Source organism: Streptomyces sp. NPDC021212 (assembly GCF_044332925.1).
Lineage (GTDB): Bacteria > Actinomycetota > Actinomycetes > Streptomycetales > Streptomycetaceae > Streptomyces.
Genome location: NZ_JBIRPZ010000004.1, coordinates 263959 through 279699, shown reverse-complemented (window position 1 = coordinate 279699; position 15741 = coordinate 263959). Strand labels below are relative to the sequence as shown.

Genomic DNA, 15741 nt, shown 5'->3' with positions numbered 1-15741 from the left:
TGCTGATGACATCTTCGCGTTTGCCCACAGCTGTTCCCCCTCGCTCCGTGGCAGGCAGTTGGGACGACCGTAGCGCATATCAGGGGTCTAGTAATGCTCAGTTCGATGAAGATCAGCCATGACATCCGGCGCGAGCACGGCGACGCGATGGACGAAGCGGAGGCGGAGGCCGGAATGGCGGAGAAGTCCCGGGAGTTCGCGGCCGCGGGTAATCGCGTGTATCTGCCGATCGCGGACTGAACGAGCCGGTAGGCTACGGCCCGGGCCCGAAGCCGCAACTTCGTTTTGCGGCTTCGGGCCCTCCTGGCGGAGTCAGTTACTTGGGCGGCAGCTCAGCCACGTAGAGCGGGTTGCCGTCGTCCGTCAGCCCGCTCTGGCGGATGCAGCGGTGCTTCTGGAGGAAGCGAAGACAGGCGTGCACCCGCTGTCGGGTCAGCCCCGTCCGGTTCGCGAGAGTCTCCAGCGAGTGGCCGACCTGCCCGGCCGCCGCCAGCGTGGGCAGGATGTAGATGGCCACGGCCCAGACATCCTCGGTGATGCTCAGCCGGGACTGCCACTGCGCGAACAGGTCTTCCGTCCTGAGCCGCAGCTCACGCTTGTCGACTTCGGGCTCTTCGGCCGGTCGGCGCCCCAGGGCGTCGAGGATCTGTGTCCAGGCGTGCTCGGAACGGCGCAGCGAAGCCATGACCTCGGCCTGGAACCGTTCGTGCTGGACCTCCAGCCGGGTGACCGCGTCGATGATCTCGTGGGAGGCCACCACGGACTCGGGATCGGGTGGTGTCGTCGGCTCGGCGCGGGAGAGTTCGGACACCTCCAGCGCGTACGAGCCGTCCCGCTGGACGGTGAAGATCACTCTCGACACCCACTCCTTGAAGAGGGCGGCCTCCGGCTTCGTGCAGGCGTTCACCAACTGGATCAGGCCTTGCAGATTCACCATCTGCAAGTCTCGGCGCCACTCCCTGCCTGCGGGAATGCTGAGACCGTAACGTGAGGTTACAGTCTCGAGCGAAGACTTTCCGCCAGCATGGACATGGTCCGCCAGCGCTTTACGTGCGTTGCTATGACCCAGCTCCGAGCACAGGTCGACTGCCGGGAACCAGTGTTCGCCATCGGGCATGGTCAGTCGGCGCAGCCGGACCCCCGTGGCCGCGTACACGAAGTCGTTGATGTCCAAGGCATCGCGCCGTCGGGATCGGCCCGGCGGCATGTTGCGTTCGCGCATATGCGCATCACCTCCGCCACGGACGATAGGCAGCGGTTGTCCGCACATTGCTGCGGATAAGCGGAAGTTCGCTCGATGGGTGGGGACTGGGGCATTCCGGAGGGAAGGGGCGCTCGCCGCAAGACGCACGCCCCCTCTCCGTCAGTCCGGCTGGTTCTCCGGGCCGCCGTATTCGGGGCTGGTGTAGTCCGGGCTGCTGTAGCGGGGGCGGGCCCTGGGGCCCTCGTCGTCGGTGCTGAAGCCCGGGCGGCTGTAGCCGAGGTGGGGGGTGCGGCCCGCCGCTTCGGAGTGCCCGGGGACGTAGGCCGAGGAGGCGGTCCACGGCGCGGGGGCCGACGGATTGGTCAGGGCCTCGCGGAGAAAGGGCAGCACGCCCCGCTCCAGCAGGGCCTGCCGCCATGCCTCTCTGGCCCGGTCCACCTCCTCCAGCTGCTCGGCCAGGGCCTCGCCGCGGATCGCGCTGGAGCCGTTGCGCAGCGCGGTGATGAGGAGGCCGACGCCGGCGAGCAGGATGCCCGCGGCGGTGAGTGCGGCGAAGAACCAGCCCGCGGTGATCATCGGCTGGGCGATGGACGGGGCGGGGTCCAGGACGTGCAGCACATAGCCGACGAGCAGGAAGATGATCGCGGCGGTCCCGGCCAGCACCGGGGCCAGCACGGCGAGCATGGGGACCAGCCCCGCTCCGGAGGCGTCCAGGACGGCGCCGGTGAACCCGGCGGAGTGCGGGTGTTCGCCGTCGTCCTCCGGCGCCCCGGGGATCGGCAGGGGCGGGGCCGGCTCGCGCAGCCTGGCGCGGGCGACGACGTAATCCTGGTATTCGGCGGCCGCGCACGCGGTGATGGCGGCCGAGGCGCTGAGCGCCATGCTGCGCAGCTGCTCGGCGGTGAGCCGCTGTCCTATGCCCTTCAGATCCGGTTGGCGGTCCGCGGTACGCAGCACCTCGTCGAGAACTCGCTCGAACTCCGGGCGATCCTCGGCGAACAGGTGCGGAGCGCTTTTCATGGTGCATCCCCCGATACTCCGTAGGGCCTTGGTGCCGGCATTCGCCGGCAGTCGGGCGGAAACGGAGGAGAGCCTGCGACGGATAAACCGATGGTAGAGCCGATCCGGCGAGAGGTGACACCAAGTTTCGTGATTTGCTCAGCCCCGGTGGCGCCCTCCGGCCCTTCCCTTACGCGTCCGTATCCCCCTCAGGCGCCGAGCGGCAGTTGTACGACCAGCAGTTTCCCGGCCATCGTGACGCCGCCGTCCATCGCGACCGCGAGATTGTCCGCGTAGACGTGCGGGCCCTCGACCGCGGGCGGGCCGTCGTCCTCGCCGTCCTCCGAGCCGACTTCGCCCAGCAGATACGGGATCGGGCTGTGCCCGTGGACGATGCGCTCCCCGCCGAAGGCGTCGAGCAATTCGCGGACGGCCACCGGTCCGGCGTCCTCGTCGCGGAAGGCGAAGCGCTTGGTGAATTTGCGGAACAGGTCCCAGCACTCGTCCGCGTCACTGCGCTGCAGCGCCTCGGTGACGGCGTCGTTGACGGCCTCGATCGAGTCGCCGTACTCCAGATAGGCGGTGGTGTCGGAGTGCACGAGCAGATGCCCGTCCTCCTCGGCCATCGCGTCCAGCCGTGACATCCACTGGAGGTGATGGTCCTCCAGCCGCTCCATGTCGGTGCGCTGGCCGCCGTTGAGCAGCCAGGCGGCCTGGAAGGAGGCGGTGCCGGCCCCGGAGTTGACAGGGGTGTCGCCGAACCGCTTGGCGCCGATGAGGAGCAGTTCGTGATTGCCCATCAGCGCCTTGCAGTAGCCGCCCGCGGCCGCGGCCTCGGCGGAGAGCTGCATCACCAGGTCGATGACGCCGATGCCGTCCGGGCCGCGGTCGGTGAAGTCGCCGAGGAACCACAGCCGGGCGTTCCCGGCCGCCCAGCTGCCCTTGTCGTCGATCAGGCCCTGTTCGGCGAGCGCCTCACGCAGCTCGTCGTGGTAGCCGTGGACGTCGCCCACGACGTACAGCGGGCCGGGCCCTTCGCCGTCGGCGAGCGGGTCGGCTTCGGGATCGGTCACCGAGGTAAGGGCGACCGTCGGGCGGTCCTCCGGGGGCACCAGCCGAGTGTCCGCGATGGTGTGCCCCGGGCCCACGACCGGCAGCTTCTCGGTCGGGGTGTACCCGTCGGGCATGGGTTCGGGCGCCGGTGCGGGAGGCACCGATCCGGGCGGCGTGGACGCCCCGTACGCGGGCACGTGCGGCACCGCCGCCGTGGCCCCTGCCGTGGCTTCCAGACCGGCCCCCTGAGTCATCGACCCCTCCACCATCGCGCCGCCGTGCCACCTTGTGGACCTTGCCTGGTCGATGGCGGTCCGCGGTGTCGTCCGCCCATCATAGGAATGACCGTGAGGGCTTGTGACGCACCAGGGTGCCGTCAATCGGTACTCGGTCACGCCTGGACGGTCTTTTATCCCGGATTGGCCCGGTAGGGGAAGCCCAGCGGCCCCAGGTCCTCCTCGGGTCATTCTTGAGTCGCTCTCAGATCATCCTCCAGCGCGGCTGCGTGGCGGGCTGACGGTCGTACGGGGCGGACGGCGCTGGGACGACGTCCGCACGATCAGTTCGGTGGGTATCACCTGCTCGACGGGGCGGTCGCTGTCGAACCCCTCGATGGCGTCGATGAGCAACTGCACCACGGCGGTGCCGATCCGGCGCGGCTTGAGCGAGAGCGTCGTGATGGGCGGTTCGGTGGTGCGGTAGACCGTGGACTCGCTGCAGCACACCAGCAGCAGGTCCTCGGGGACGCGCAGCCCGTAGCGGCGGGCGGCGGCGAGCAGATCCGTGCCGTTGGGGTCGAAGAGCCCGTAGACCGCGTCGGGGCGGTCCGGGCGGGCGAGCAGCCGGTCGGCGGCGACGGCCCCGGCACGGGGGTCGTGGGCCGGGTACGCCTCGTAGACCGGGTCCTGGCCCACCCGCTCGCACCAGTGCAGGTACGCCTCGGTCGAGAGCCGGGTGTAGGTGTCGGTGGTGGTGCCGGTGAGCAGCCCGATGCGGCGGGCGCCGGCCTCGGCGAGGTGGTCCAGGAGGCCGAGCACGGCCGCCTCGTGGTCGTTGTCGACCCAGGCGGTCACCGGGAGGGTGCCGGCCGGGCGGCCGTCGCTGACGACCGGGAGCCCCTGGCGGAGCAGCTCGGCGACCACCGGGTCGTGGTCGGACGGGTCGATCACGATGGTGCCGTCGAGCGCGACGTTGGACCACACATCGTGGCGGGAGGTGGCCGGGAGGATGACCAGGGCGTAGCCGCGGGCCAGCGCGGCGGAGGTCGCGGCCCGCGCCATCTCGGCGAAGTAGGCGAACTCGGTGAAGGTGAAAGGTTCATCCCCGTACGTGGTCACGGTCAGGCCGATGAGGCCTGACTTGCCGGTACGGAGGGTACGGGCCGCGGCGGACGGGCGATAGCCCAGCCGCTCGGCGACCTCGCGGACGTGGCGGCGGGTGGCATCCGGGAGCCGTCCCTTGCCGTTGAGCGCGTCGGAGACGGTCGTGATCGAGACCCCGGCGGCGGCGGCCACGTCCCGGATGCCCGCCCTGCCTAACCGGCGGCCGGCCGACCGGCTCACCTGGTGCTTCCCTGCTGCTGTCATGGCCAGCCGATAGTAGGGCCCGAGTGCCCGGTCTGCGCGATTCCGCCATCGGTATTCGGAAGGCACGTTTCTGCATGAGCGCTCTGCCCAATTCCCTTGGAAAGTAAGCCAGTTGGGGTGCCGGGGAGGGGTCTGGTCGCCCCTGGCATATCCACGCCTGGCGATTGTTCGATGTCTCGAAGAGGTCTCAACTCACCTGTACGAGGGACGCGCGCCACGGAGCTCGCCACCGGCGCGCGCACATGAGCGGGGCGCTCCCCCGGTGGGTACGCGGGCGTCCCCGGCGGGTACGCGGGGCGGGGCGATCCTCATAAGGTGTGCACTATTGCCGTGTGCGAAGCCTGCGCACGGAGCCGGAGGGAAGGGCCGAGGAGGACTGCCGGTGAGTGAGAAGAGCCCCAAGCTGCGCGCCGCGCTGGACGGGATTCCGACGTACAAGCCCGGTAAGCCGGCCGCCGGGGACGGCCCCCGGTCCTTCAAGCTGTCCTCCAACGAGAATCCGTATCCGCCGCTGGCCGGGGTGCTGGAGACCGTCGCGAACTCCGCCGCGTCCTTCAACCGCTACCCCGATCTCGCCTGCACCGCGCTCATCGCCGAGCTGGCGAGCCGCTTCGACGTACCGCTGGAGCACCTGGCCACCGGGACCGGTTCGGTCGGCCTGGCTCAGCAGATCGTCCAGTCGACGGCCGGGCCGGGCGATGAGGTGATCTACGCCTGGCGCTCCTTCGAGGCATACCCGATCATCACTCAGATCGCGGGCGCGACCTCGGTGCCGGTCCCGCTGACCGACGCGGAGGTCCACGACCTGGACGCGATGGCGGACGCGATCACCGACCGCACCCGGCTGATTTTCGTCTGTAACCCCAACAATCCGACCAGCACCGTGGTGCGCCGGGCGGAGCTGGAGCGGTTCCTGGACCGGGTGCCGTCCGATGTGCTGGTGGTGCTGGACGAGGCGTACATCGAGTTCATCCGGGACGATCAGGTCCCCAACGGCATCGAGCTCTACCGCGAGCGGCCGAACGTCTGCGTCCTGCGCACCTTCTCCAAGGCGTACGGCCTGGCCGGGCTGCGGGTCGGCTTCGCCATCGCCCACGAGCCGGTCGCCGCGGCGCTGCGCAAGACGGCGGTCCCCTTCGGCGTCAGCCAGCTGGCCCAGGACGCCGCGGTCGCCTCGCTGCACAGCGAGGACGCGCTGCGCGAGCGGGTGGAGGCGCTGGTCGCCGAGCGGGCGCGGGTGGCCGGGGCGCTGACCGGTCAGGGCTGGACGGTGCCGGACTCGCACGCGAACTTCGTCTGGCTGCGGCTGGGGGAGCGTACGGCCGACTTCGCGGCGGCGTGCGAGGCGGCGGGCGTGGTCGTGCGGCCCTTCCCGGGCGAGGGGACGCGCGTGACGATCGGCGAGCGGGAGGCGAACGACCTCTTCCTCGGGGCCGCCGAGGAGTTCCGCAAGGAGCTGTGAGGCCGGCGCCCGTGGCGCCCGGCGCTCTCGGCCCTGTGCTGTCAAGGGGCCGGCCGGGCCCTCCCTGAACCGCGAAGGATACCCAAGACTGTCCCGTTCGGCCCCTCCCACCCCAGGTGGAAGGGGCCGAAGGCGTGTGCGTATCATTGCTTGTGAATGTGAATACGTTCACAAGCTCACCTCCGGGGGAGCACGGCAAGACCGTAAGGAGAGATTCTCGTGGAGCTGGCTCTGGCGCCGGAGACCCTGGCGCGATGGCAGTTCGGGATCACGACTGTCTACCACTTCCTCTTCGTGCCCCTGACGATCTCTCTTGCGGCGATCACCGCCGGGCTGGAAACCGCCTGGGTGCGCACGGGCAAGGAGAAGTACTTCCACGCCACCAAGTTCTGGGGCAAGCTTTTCCTGATCAACATCGCGATGGGCGTCGTCACCGGCATCGTCCAGGAGTTCCAGTTCGGCATGAACTGGTCCGACTACTCGCGCTTCGTCGGTGACGTCTTCGGCGCCCCGCTCGCGATGGAGGCGCTGCTCGCCTTCTTCTTCGAGTCCACCTTCATCGGCCTGTGGATATTCGGCTGGGACAAGCTGCCGAAGAAGATCCACTGCGCCTGCATCTGGATCGTCTCGCTCGGCACCGTGCTGTCGTCGTACTTCATCCTCGCCGCCAACTCCTGGATGCAGCACCCGACCGGTTACGCCATCGACAAGGCCACCGGAAAGGCCCGGCTGACCGACATCTGGGCGGTGCTGACCCAGGACACCACCCTGGTCGTGGTCTTCCACACCCTCACCGCCGCCTTCCTCACCGGCGGCGCCTTCGTCGTCGGCATCGCCTCCCTGCACCTGTGGCGGGCCAAGCGCAAGCAGCTCCGCGGCGAGGAGCTTGCCGCGAAGCAGAAGAAGCAGATCGGGGCGATGCGGGCCAGCCTGCGGGTCGGTCTGGTCGTGGCCATCATCGCCGGACTGGGCACGGCGCTCAGCGGTGACTCGCTCGGCAAGGTGATGTTCGAGCAGCAGCCGATGAAGATGGCCTCGGCGGAGGCGCTGTGGGACACCCAGGCGCCCGCGCCGTTCTCCGTCTTCGCGGTGGGTGACGTCAGCAAGGGGCACAACAGCGTCGAGCTGGAGGTCCCCGCGGCGCTGTCCTTCCTCGCGCACAGCAACTTTACCGACGCCGTCCCCGGCATCAACGACGTCGCCCAGCAGGAGGCCGCCGCCTACGGCGGTCAGCCCGAGGACTACATCCCCAGCATCTTCATGACCTTCTGGGGCTTCCGGCTGATGATCGGCTTCGGCATGACCTCGTTCGCCGCCGGCGTCATCGGGCTGTGGACGACCCGGAAGAAGCGCTGGCTCGACCCCGCCTTCCGCACCGCCGAGGACGAGGTCCCCCGGCTCATGCTCACCAGGACGCGCGAGATGAGCCCGCTGCTCACCAAGTGGTCCTGGCGCATCGGCATCCTCACCATGGGCTTCCCGCTGATCGCCAACTCCTTCGGCTGGATCTTCACCGAGATGGGCCGCCAGCCCTGGGCGGTGTACGGGCTGATGAAGACCTCCGACGCGGTCTCCCCCGGCGTGAGCCAGACCGAGGTCCTCATCTCCCTCGGCGTCTTCACGCTGCTGTACGGCGTGCTCGCCGTGATCGAGGTGCGGCTGCTGGCCAAGTACGCCAAGGCCGGTCCCGACACCGACGAGAAGCCGCCCGCCGAGGACCCCAGGTTGCGGCTGCCCTCGGGCGGCCCGGGCGGCGGGTCCGCCGCGGAGGACGACGCCGACAAGCCGCTGACCTTCGCGTACTGACGCGCACTGACGGCCGGAGAGACTCATGCACCTTCACGACTTCTGGTTCCTGCTGATCGCCTTCCTGTGGACCGGCTACTTCTTCCTCGAAGGCTTCGACTTCGGCATCGGCGTGCTGACCAAGCTGCTCGCCCGGGACCGCACCGAGCGCCGCGTGCTGATCAACACCATCGGGCCGGTGTGGGACGGCAACGAGGTCTGGCTGATCACGGCCGCCGGTGCCACCTTCGCCGCCTTCCCCGACTGGTACGCGACCCTCTTCAGCGGCTTCTACCTGCCGCTGCTGGCCATCCTGGTCTGCCTGATCCTGCGCGGTGTGGCCTTCGAGTACCGGCACAAGCGCGCCGAGGACCGCTGGCAGCGCAACTGGGAGCACACGATCTTCTGGTGCTCGCTGCTGCCCGCGTTCCTGTGGGGCGCGATCTTCGCCAACCTGGTGCACGGGGTGCCGATCGGCCCGGACAAGAACTACAGCGGCGGTTTGGGTGACCTGATCACTCCGTACGCCCTGCTCGGCGGCGTCGTCACGCTGGTGCTGTTCACCTTCCACGGCGCGGTCTTCGCCGCGCTCAAGACGGCCGGGGACATCCGGGCGCGGTCACGCCGGTACGCGGCCTGGCTCGGCCCGCTGGCGGCCGTGGCCGCGGTGCCGTTCCTCGGCTGGACGCAGGCCGACAGTGGCAACGGGCGCAGCCTGGTGGCCGTGGTCCTCGTGGTGGTGGCGCTGGCCGCGGCCCTGGTGATGAACGCGCGGGGGCGTGAGGGCTGGGCGTTCGGCCTGTCCGGGGTGGCCATCGCGGCGTCGGTCGCGATGCTCTTCCTGGCGCTCTTCCCGGACGTCATGCCGTCCTCGCTGGACCCGAGGTGGAGCCTGACGGCGGCGAACGCGGCCGCCGGCGCCTACCCGCTGAAGATCATGACGTGGGTCGGGGCCATCATGATGCCGCTGATCATGGCCTACCAGGCGTGGACGTACTGGGTCTTCCGCAAGCGCATCGGCACCCGGCACATCCCCGCCGCCCACTGACGCGCACGATGGCTCAGGTGGTGTGTTTCACGTGAAACCAATCGACCCCCGGCTGCTCCGGTACGCGCGGGCGACCCGGTTCTTCCTGGCGGCCTCCGTGGCGCTGGGGCTCGCCGGAGCCGGGCTCGTCATCGCGCAGGCCATGCTGATCGCCGAGATCGTGGTGGGCGCGTTTCAGCGGGGCGAGGGCACCGGCGCCCTGACCGCGCCGCTGATCTGGCTGGCGCTGGTCGCCGGGGGCCGGGCCGCCGTCTCCTGGCTGACCGAGCTGGCGGCGCACCGGGCGAGCGCGGCGGTCAAATCGGAGCTGCGGCTGCGGCTGCTGGACCGGGCCGTACGGCTGGGTCCCGGCTGGCTGGACACCCAGCGCACCGGAGAACTCACCACCCTCGCCACCCGTGGCATCGACGCGCTGGACGACTACTTCGCCCGCTATCTGCCCCAGCTCGGTCTCGCGGTGGTGGTTCCGGCGGCGGTGCTCGCCCGGATCGTCACCGCCGACTGGGTCTCGGCGGTCGTCATCGTCGCCACCCTGCCGCTGATCCCGCTGTTCATGGTGCTCATCGGCTGGGCCACCCAGTCCCGGATGGACCGCCAGTGGCGGCTGCTGTCCCGGCTGTCCGGCCACTTTCTCGACGTCGTCGCCGGGCTGCCGACGCTCAAGGTCTTCGGCCGGGCCAAGGCCCAGGCCGCCGCGATCCGGACCATCACCGCCGACTACCGGCGGGTCACGCTGAAGACGCTGCGGCTGGCCTTCCTGTCCTCCTTCGCCCTGGAGTTGCTGTCCACGCTGTCGGTCGCCCTGGTCGCCGTCGGCATCGGCATGCGGCTCGTCCACGGCGAACTGGACCTCTCCACCGGGCTGATGGTGCTCGTCCTCGCGCCCGAGGCGTATCTGCCGCTGCGGCAGGTGGGCGCGCAGTACCACGCGGCGGCGGAGGGGCTCGCGGCGGCGGACGAGGCGTTCGCCGTGCTGGAGCGGGAACCGGTCGCGGCCGGGGCGTCGCCCGCTCCCGACGCCCGGGACGCGGCGCTCACGGTCGACGGACTGACCGTGCGTCACCCCGGGCGCACCGCGCCCTCCCTGGCCCCGGTCTCGTTCGAGGTCCGCCCCGGCGAGACGGTGGCGATCACCGGCCCCAGCGGCGCGGGCAAGACGACCTTGCTGAACGCCGTGCTCGGCTTCGCGGAGCCGTCCGGGGGCCGGGTGCTGGTCGGCGGCCGCGACCTGGCGTCGCTCGACCCCGAGAACTGGCGCAGCCGGATCGCCTGGGTGCCGCAGCGCCCCTACCTGTTCGCGGGCACCATCGCGGACAACGTACGGCTGGCGCGGCCCGACGCCGACGACGCGGCGGTGCGCGACGCCCTGCGGCAGGCGGACGCCCTCGGCTTCGTCTCCGCGCTGCCGGAGGGGGCCGGGACCCGGCTCGGCGAGATGGGCGCGGGCCTGTCCGCGGGCCAGCGCCAGCGGATCGCCCTGGCCCGCGCCTTCCTGGCCGACCGCCCGGTGCTGCTGCTCGACGAGCCCACCGCGAACCTCGACGGCGCGACGGAGGCGGCGGTCGTCGACGCGGTGCGGCGGCTGGCCGAGGGCCGTACGGTCCTCCTGGTCGTCCACCGCCCGGCCCTGCTTCCGCTGGCGGACCGCGTCATCGCCCTGCCGGGACCCGCGGGCGCGTCCGGTGACGTGGCGCGTGCCGCGGAGGCGGGCGACGCGGCTGCCGGGGGCCCGCCCGGGCGGCGCGCCGATGGCGGGGGTGCGGTGTCCGCCGAAGGGGCGGCGGCCGTTTCCGCTGCGTGGCGGGCCGCGCCTGCGCGTGCCGAGGCGCGCCTGACGGGACCGGACGACGTGGTGGCAGCGGGCGCCGGGCCCTCGGCCGTCCCCGGCGCGGCCCCGGATGGCGCGTACACGGCGCGGTCCCAGCCGTCGGTGGGCTGCCCGGAGGCCGCGACGGAACGTCCCGGCGCGGGTGCGGCCCGGCAGGACGTGGGTCCGGGCGAGGGCTTCGGCGGGCCCGTTGCGGAGCCGGAGTGGTCGACGGACGGCTCGGGTGTCCCGGTCGGGCGGGCGCGTATGGGCCGTGCCGCCGCGGGCGGTGCGCTGCGGCGGGTGCGGGGCGCCGCGCGGGGGGCGAGGGGGCGGTTCGGGTCGGCGCTGCTGCTCGGGAGCCTCGCGCTCATGAGCGCCGTCGGGCTGATGGCCGTGTCCGGATGGCTGATCTCACGGGCGTCCCAGCAGCCGCCGGTGCTGTACCTGATGGTGGCGGTCACCGCGACCCGGGCGTTCGGGATCGGCCGGGCCGTCTTCCGCTACGCCGAGCGGATCGTCTCGCACGACGCGGTGCTCCGGGTGCTGGCCGAGCTGCGGGTCGCCGTCTACCGGCGGCTGGAGCGGCTGGCGCCCGCGGGGCTGAAGGAGACCCGGCGCGGGGATCTGCTCTCCCGGCTGGTGGCCGATGTGGACGCCGTCCAGGACTACTTCCTGCGCTGGCTGCTGCCGGTCGGCGCGGCGCTGGTCGTGAGCGCCGCCTCGGTCGGGTTCACCGCCTGGGTGCTACCCGAGGCCGGGGCCGTGCTGGCGGCCGGTCTGCTGGTGGCCGGGGCCGGGGTGCCCGCCGTCTCGGGCGCGCTCGCCCGGCGCGCGGAGCGCCGGCTGTCGCCCGCACGCGGGGCGCTGTCGGCGCAGGTGGTGGATCTGCTGGCCGGAACCGCCGAGCTGACCGTGGCGGGGGCGCTGCCGCGCCGGCTGGACGCGGTGCGCCGGGCCGACGGGGTGCTCACCCGGATCGCCCGGCGGGGCGCCGCCGCCACCGGCGCGGGAGCCGGGCTGTCCGCCCTCGTCTGCGGCCTGACCGTGGCCGTCGCGGCCTGGGCCGGGGTCGGGGCGGTGGCCGACGGGCGGATCGACGGGGTGTGGCTGGCCGTCGTGGTGCTGACGCCGCTGGCCGCCTTCGAGGCGGTCGCCGGGCTGCCGCTCGCGGTGCAGCACCGGCAGCGGGTGCGGCGGGCCGCCGAGCGGGTGTACGAGGTGATCGACGCGCCGCTTCCGGTACGGGACGGCGGCACCGAGGAGCCGCCCCGGTCGGCCTTCCCGCTGGTGGTGCGCGGGCTGTCGGCGCGCCACGCCGGGCAGCGCGCCCGCGCGCTGGACGGGTTCGACCTGGAGCTGAGCCAGGGCCGCCGGGTCGCGGTCGTCGGCCCCTCCGGCTCCGGCAAGACCACCCTGGCCCAGGTGCTGCTGCGCTTCCTGGACGCCGAGGACGGTACGTACACCCTGGCGGGCCGGGACGCGGCGGACGTGGACGGGGACGCGGTGCGGCGGCTGGTCGGGCTGTGCGCCCAGGACGCGCACATCTTCGACAGCTCGCTGCGGGAGAACCTGCGGCTCGCGCGCACCGACGCGGGCGACGACGAGCTGCGCGCGGCGTTGTCCGCCGCCCGGCTGCTGGAGTGGGTGGACGGGCTGCCGGACGGTCTCGACACCCACGTCGGGGAGCAGGGCGCCCGGATCTCCGGCGGCCAGCGGCAGCGGCTCGCGCTGGCCCGCGCGCTGCTGGCGGACTTCCCGGTGCTGGTGCTGGACGAGCCCGCCGAGCACCTGGACCTGTCGACGGCCGACGCGCTGACCGCCGACCTGCTCACGGCGACGCGGGGCCGTACGACCGTCCTGATCACCCACCGGCTCGCGGGCCTGGAGGCGGTCGACGAGGTGATCGTGCTGGACGGCGGCCGGGGCGCCCAGCGCGGCACGTACGGGGAACTGGCCGCGGCGGACGGGCCGTTCCGCCGGATGCTGGAGCGCGAGGCCGCGGAGGCCGGGACGCGGCGCCTCACCGAGGCGGCCCCGCTGCGCTCCGGTGCCCCCGCCTGACCGGATGGGGGCGCCTCCCGGCGATAAAAACTAACGCTTTCCCGGGCAAAAGGTATTCATTACGCTCAGATCATGGCGGCCTCGGTACCCTCACCGGACCCCCTGGACGTCGCCGCGGAGGCGACCCGTGGGCTCCAGGGGCTGTCCACCGAGCTGACCGCGCGCGTTCCGCGGCTGCTGGAGGCGATGCGCTCCATCGGCACCGGCCTGGAGCTGCGCGTCGTCCTCGATCGCATCGCCGAGACCGCGGCCGAGCTGGCGGGGGCCGGGTGCGCGGCGATCGGCGTGAACGACGCGGCGGGGCAGGGGCTCGCCGACGTCGTCACGTACGGGGTGACCGAGGCGGACCGGAAGCGGTGCGGCTCGCTGCTCGGCGGCCGGTCCGCCGGGGCGGGACTGCTGTCGGCCGAGCCGCTGCCGCGGTCCTTCCTCGGGGTGCCGATCCGGGTCGGGGACGAGGTCTTCGGTCATCTGTGCCTCGCCGAGAAGCGGGACGGCGGGGAGTTCAGCGTGCCCGATCTGCACATGGTCAAGGTGCTGGCGACGGAGGCCGGGATCGCCATCGGCAACGCCCGTCTCCATGAGGCGACCCGGCAGCGCGAGCGGTGGATCGACGGGTCGGTGGCCGTCACCCACTCCCTGCTGTCCGGCGACGCCGAGGACGCCCTGGTGGTCGTGGCGGAGAAGGCCCGTCAGCTGGCCGGTTCGGCGGCGGGCCTCGTGCTGGTGCCGGAGGAGGGCGGCGGGTTGGAGATCGTGGCGGTGGACGCCGCGAACCCTCCGGAGGGGGCCGCGCTGCTCGGCACGGTCGTCCCGGCCCGTTGCCCGGCCGTGTCGCGGCTGCTGGCCGGGGAGCCGGTCTTCAGCGACGATCCGGGCGCCGAACCCCGGCCGGCCGCCGGGGTTCTGGGCCGTTACGGGCCGAGCATGATGCTGCCGCTGAGCGGCGGCGACCGGGTGCTGGGGGTGCTGGCCACCCCGCGCGGCCCCGGCGCCCGGCCGTTCACCGCCACCGAGCGCAGGCTCGCCCTCCAGTTCGCGGCGCAGGCCGCGGTCGCGCTGGTGCTCGCCGAGGCGCAGCGCGACCGGGAGCGGCTGGCGGTGCTGGAGGAGCGGGACCGGATCGCCCGGGATCTGCACGACCTGGTGATCCAGCGGCTGTTCGCGACGGGGATGCTGCTGGAGAGCGTGCGGCGCCACGCGGAGACGCCGGAGGCGGGGGAACAGGTCGAGCGGGCCGTCGGTGAACTGGGCGCCACCATCCGGGAGATACGGACGACGATCTTCGCGTTGCAGCAGGGCCCGGAGGCGGCGCCGTCCGGGCTGCGTACCCGGGTGCTGCGGGAGGTCGGGGCGGCCGCGGTGCCGCTCGGTTTCCAGCCGTCGCTCAGCTTCATCGGCCCGGTCGACACGAGGGTCGGCGAAGCGGCCGGAGCCGGCCTCATCGCGGCGCTGCGCGAGGCGTTGTCCAACGCCTTCCGGCACGCCCGGGCGGCGCGTATCGAGGTGGTCGTGGACGTGACGGCGCGGCTCGCCGACGGGCGCCCGGCGGTGCGGCTGACGGTCGCGGACGACGGGGTGGGCGTTCCGGCGGGCGGGCGGCGCAGCGGGCTCGCGAACCTGGCCCGGCGGGCGGAGGCGCTGGGCGGGTCGAGCACTTATGGGCCGGGGCTCGGGCCGGATGGGGGCGGTACCACGGTGGTGTGGCAGGTGCCGTTGTAGGGCGTAGATCGACCGGGCGGCTCCAACTCCTCACCTACGCGGGCGAACTATCAGCTTGTCAGACCGCGCTGCGCCGAACCCGTGGGAGGGATGAGCCGTGCGGACCGCTCGGTCCTTCGTATCCCTTCACACTCCGCGACAGTCTCTTGCGGGGAAGGAAGTCATGACGTGAACAGCCAGAGACCCATTCCTCACCGTTCCCGGACGCGCCGCCGGGTCCTCTTCGCCTCCGTCGCGACCGCGGCGGCCCTTTCCAGCCAGCTGCTGACCCTTGCGCCCGCCCAGGCGAACGACGGCCCGATGACCGGCGGGGGCTACCTCAAGCCGCCGCACCCGCCGACCATCCTCCACGGGGTGCAGGAGTTCACCGAGGACGGCACCTTCACGCCGCCCCCGGGCGTCACCTCGGTGAACGTCCAGGCCTGGGGCGCGGGTGGTGGCGGTGGCGGCGGTGGCGGCGCCAGCAGCGCCGCCGCGGGTGGGACCGGCGGTGGCGGCGGGGCCGGCGGCTTCACCTGGTGTGTCATTCCTGTGGTGCCGTTCGCCACCTACACCGTTGACCTGGGTACGGGCGGCATCGCCGGCCCCGGTGGTTCCGGTGGCACCACGACCGGCAGCACGGGTACGGGCGGTGGCAACGGCGGCTCGACGACCCTGGCCTCCATCAGCGCCACCCAGCTCGTCGCCGGCGGCGGTCTCGGTGGCACCGCCGGCGGTGGAGCGACCGGCACGACCGCGGGCACGCCGGGCACCGGGGGCGCCGGCGGCACCGGCGCCTGCAACAGCATCTACACGGTCAACCGGACCGGTGAGAGCGGCGAGGACGGCGACGAGGGCGCCGCGGGCGGCGACGCGGTCGACGGCATCGTGGGGCTTCCCCTGACGAACACCAGCGCGGGCGGCAACGGCGGCACGGGCGGCCTTGCCAGCGGTGGCAGCGCCCCGGGGGCCAGGGGCGGCGACGGCACCGCGGGCGGCAACGGGTACGCCGTCATCTTCTGGTAGACCGAC

General features: G+C 72.4%; 11 protein-coding genes. 7 read left to right on the top strand and 4 right to left on the bottom strand.

The window, feature by feature from the left end; translation table 11 throughout:
- Window positions 1-105: 105 nt before the first annotated feature.
- Entirely contained in the window at window positions 106-240 is a 135-nt protein-coding gene (locus ACH4SI_RS12700) for a hypothetical protein (RefSeq protein ID WP_398296068.1), read from the top strand.
- Window positions 241-316: 76 nt separating this feature from the next.
- Here ACH4SI_RS12700 and ACH4SI_RS12695 read toward each other — a convergent pair whose 3' ends face one another.
- The 4 genes from ACH4SI_RS12695 to ACH4SI_RS12680 form a co-directional block, all read right to left on the bottom strand.
- Complete coding sequence (locus ACH4SI_RS12695; protein WP_398296052.1) at window positions 317-1117, bottom strand: Bro-N domain-containing protein; 801 nt, start codon at window positions 1115-1117, stop codon at window positions 317-319.
- A 246-nt stretch (window positions 1118-1363) separates the two neighbouring features.
- Complete coding sequence (locus tag ACH4SI_RS12690; protein WP_398295702.1) at window positions 1364-2224, bottom strand: hypothetical protein; 861 nt, start codon at window positions 2222-2224, stop codon at window positions 1364-1366.
- A 188-nt stretch (window positions 2225-2412) separates the two neighbouring features.
- Window positions 2413-3510, bottom strand: coding sequence for a metallophosphoesterase (locus ACH4SI_RS12685; RefSeq protein WP_398295701.1), 1098 nt, complete (start codon window positions 3508-3510; stop codon window positions 2413-2415).
- Window positions 3511-3741: 231 nt separating this feature from the next.
- Window positions 3742-4842, bottom strand: coding sequence for a LacI family DNA-binding transcriptional regulator (locus tag ACH4SI_RS12680; protein ID WP_398295700.1), 1101 nt, complete (start codon window positions 4840-4842; stop codon window positions 3742-3744).
- Between the two features lie 382 nt (window positions 4843-5224).
- Between ACH4SI_RS12680 and hisC the strand changes: the two genes are divergently transcribed.
- The 6 genes from hisC (at window position 5225) to ACH4SI_RS12650 (ending at window position 15735) form a co-directional block, all read left to right on the top strand.
- Window positions 5225-6304, top strand: a complete 1080-nt coding sequence (hisC, locus tag ACH4SI_RS12675; protein WP_398295699.1) for a histidinol-phosphate transaminase — start codon at window positions 5225-5227, stop codon at window positions 6302-6304.
- Between the two features lie 219 nt (window positions 6305-6523).
- Complete coding sequence (locus ACH4SI_RS12670) at window positions 6524-8110, top strand: cytochrome ubiquinol oxidase subunit I (RefSeq protein ID WP_398295698.1); 1587 nt, start codon at window positions 6524-6526, stop codon at window positions 8108-8110.
- 25 nt (window positions 8111-8135) lie between these two features.
- Window positions 8136-9137: a cytochrome d ubiquinol oxidase subunit II gene (cydB, locus tag ACH4SI_RS12665; RefSeq protein ID WP_398295696.1), complete on the top strand. Its 1002-nt coding sequence runs from the start codon at window positions 8136-8138 to the stop codon at window positions 9135-9137.
- A gap of 31 nt (window positions 9138-9168) precedes the next feature.
- The gene (gene cydD, locus ACH4SI_RS12660) at window positions 9169-13008 is read left to right on the top strand and encodes a thiol reductant ABC exporter subunit CydD (protein ID WP_398295694.1); all 3840 of its coding nucleotides are present in this window, start codon (window positions 9169-9171) and stop codon (window positions 13006-13008) included.
- A 72-nt stretch (window positions 13009-13080) separates the two neighbouring features.
- Window positions 13081-14730, top strand: a complete 1650-nt coding sequence (locus tag ACH4SI_RS12655) for a GAF domain-containing sensor histidine kinase (RefSeq protein WP_398295692.1) — start codon at window positions 13081-13083, stop codon at window positions 14728-14730.
- 168 nt (window positions 14731-14898) lie between these two features.
- Window positions 14899-15735: a hypothetical protein gene (locus ACH4SI_RS12650; protein ID WP_398295690.1), complete on the top strand. Its 837-nt coding sequence runs from the start codon at window positions 14899-14901 to the stop codon at window positions 15733-15735.
- The last annotated feature ends 6 nt before the right edge of the window (window positions 15736-15741 follow it).

What these genes read in the sequence shown, in the direction of transcription:
- ACH4SI_RS12700 (WP_398296068.1), top strand. Translation starts at nt 106, where the DNA reads ATGAAGATCAGCCATGACATCCGGCGCGAGCACGGCGACGCGATGGAC.
- ACH4SI_RS12695 (WP_398296052.1), bottom strand. Translation starts at nt 1,117, where the DNA reads ATGCCCGATGGCGAACACTGGTTCCCGGCAGTCGACCTGTGCTCGGAG.
- ACH4SI_RS12690 (WP_398295702.1), bottom strand. Translation starts at nt 2,224, where the DNA reads ATGAAAAGCGCTCCGCACCTGTTCGCCGAGGATCGCCCGGAGTTCGAG.
- ACH4SI_RS12685 (WP_398295701.1), bottom strand. Translation starts at nt 3,510, where the DNA reads ATGACTCAGGGGGCCGGTCTGGAAGCCACGGCAGGGGCCACGGCGGCG.
- ACH4SI_RS12680 (WP_398295700.1), bottom strand. Translation starts at nt 4,842, where the DNA reads ATGACAGCAGCAGGGAAGCACCAGGTGAGCCGGTCGGCCGGCCGCCGG.
- cydB (WP_398295696.1), top strand. Translation starts at nt 8,136, where the DNA reads ATGCACCTTCACGACTTCTGGTTCCTGCTGATCGCCTTCCTGTGGACC.
- ACH4SI_RS12655 (WP_398295692.1), top strand. Translation starts at nt 13,081, where the DNA reads ATGGCGGCCTCGGTACCCTCACCGGACCCCCTGGACGTCGCCGCGGAG.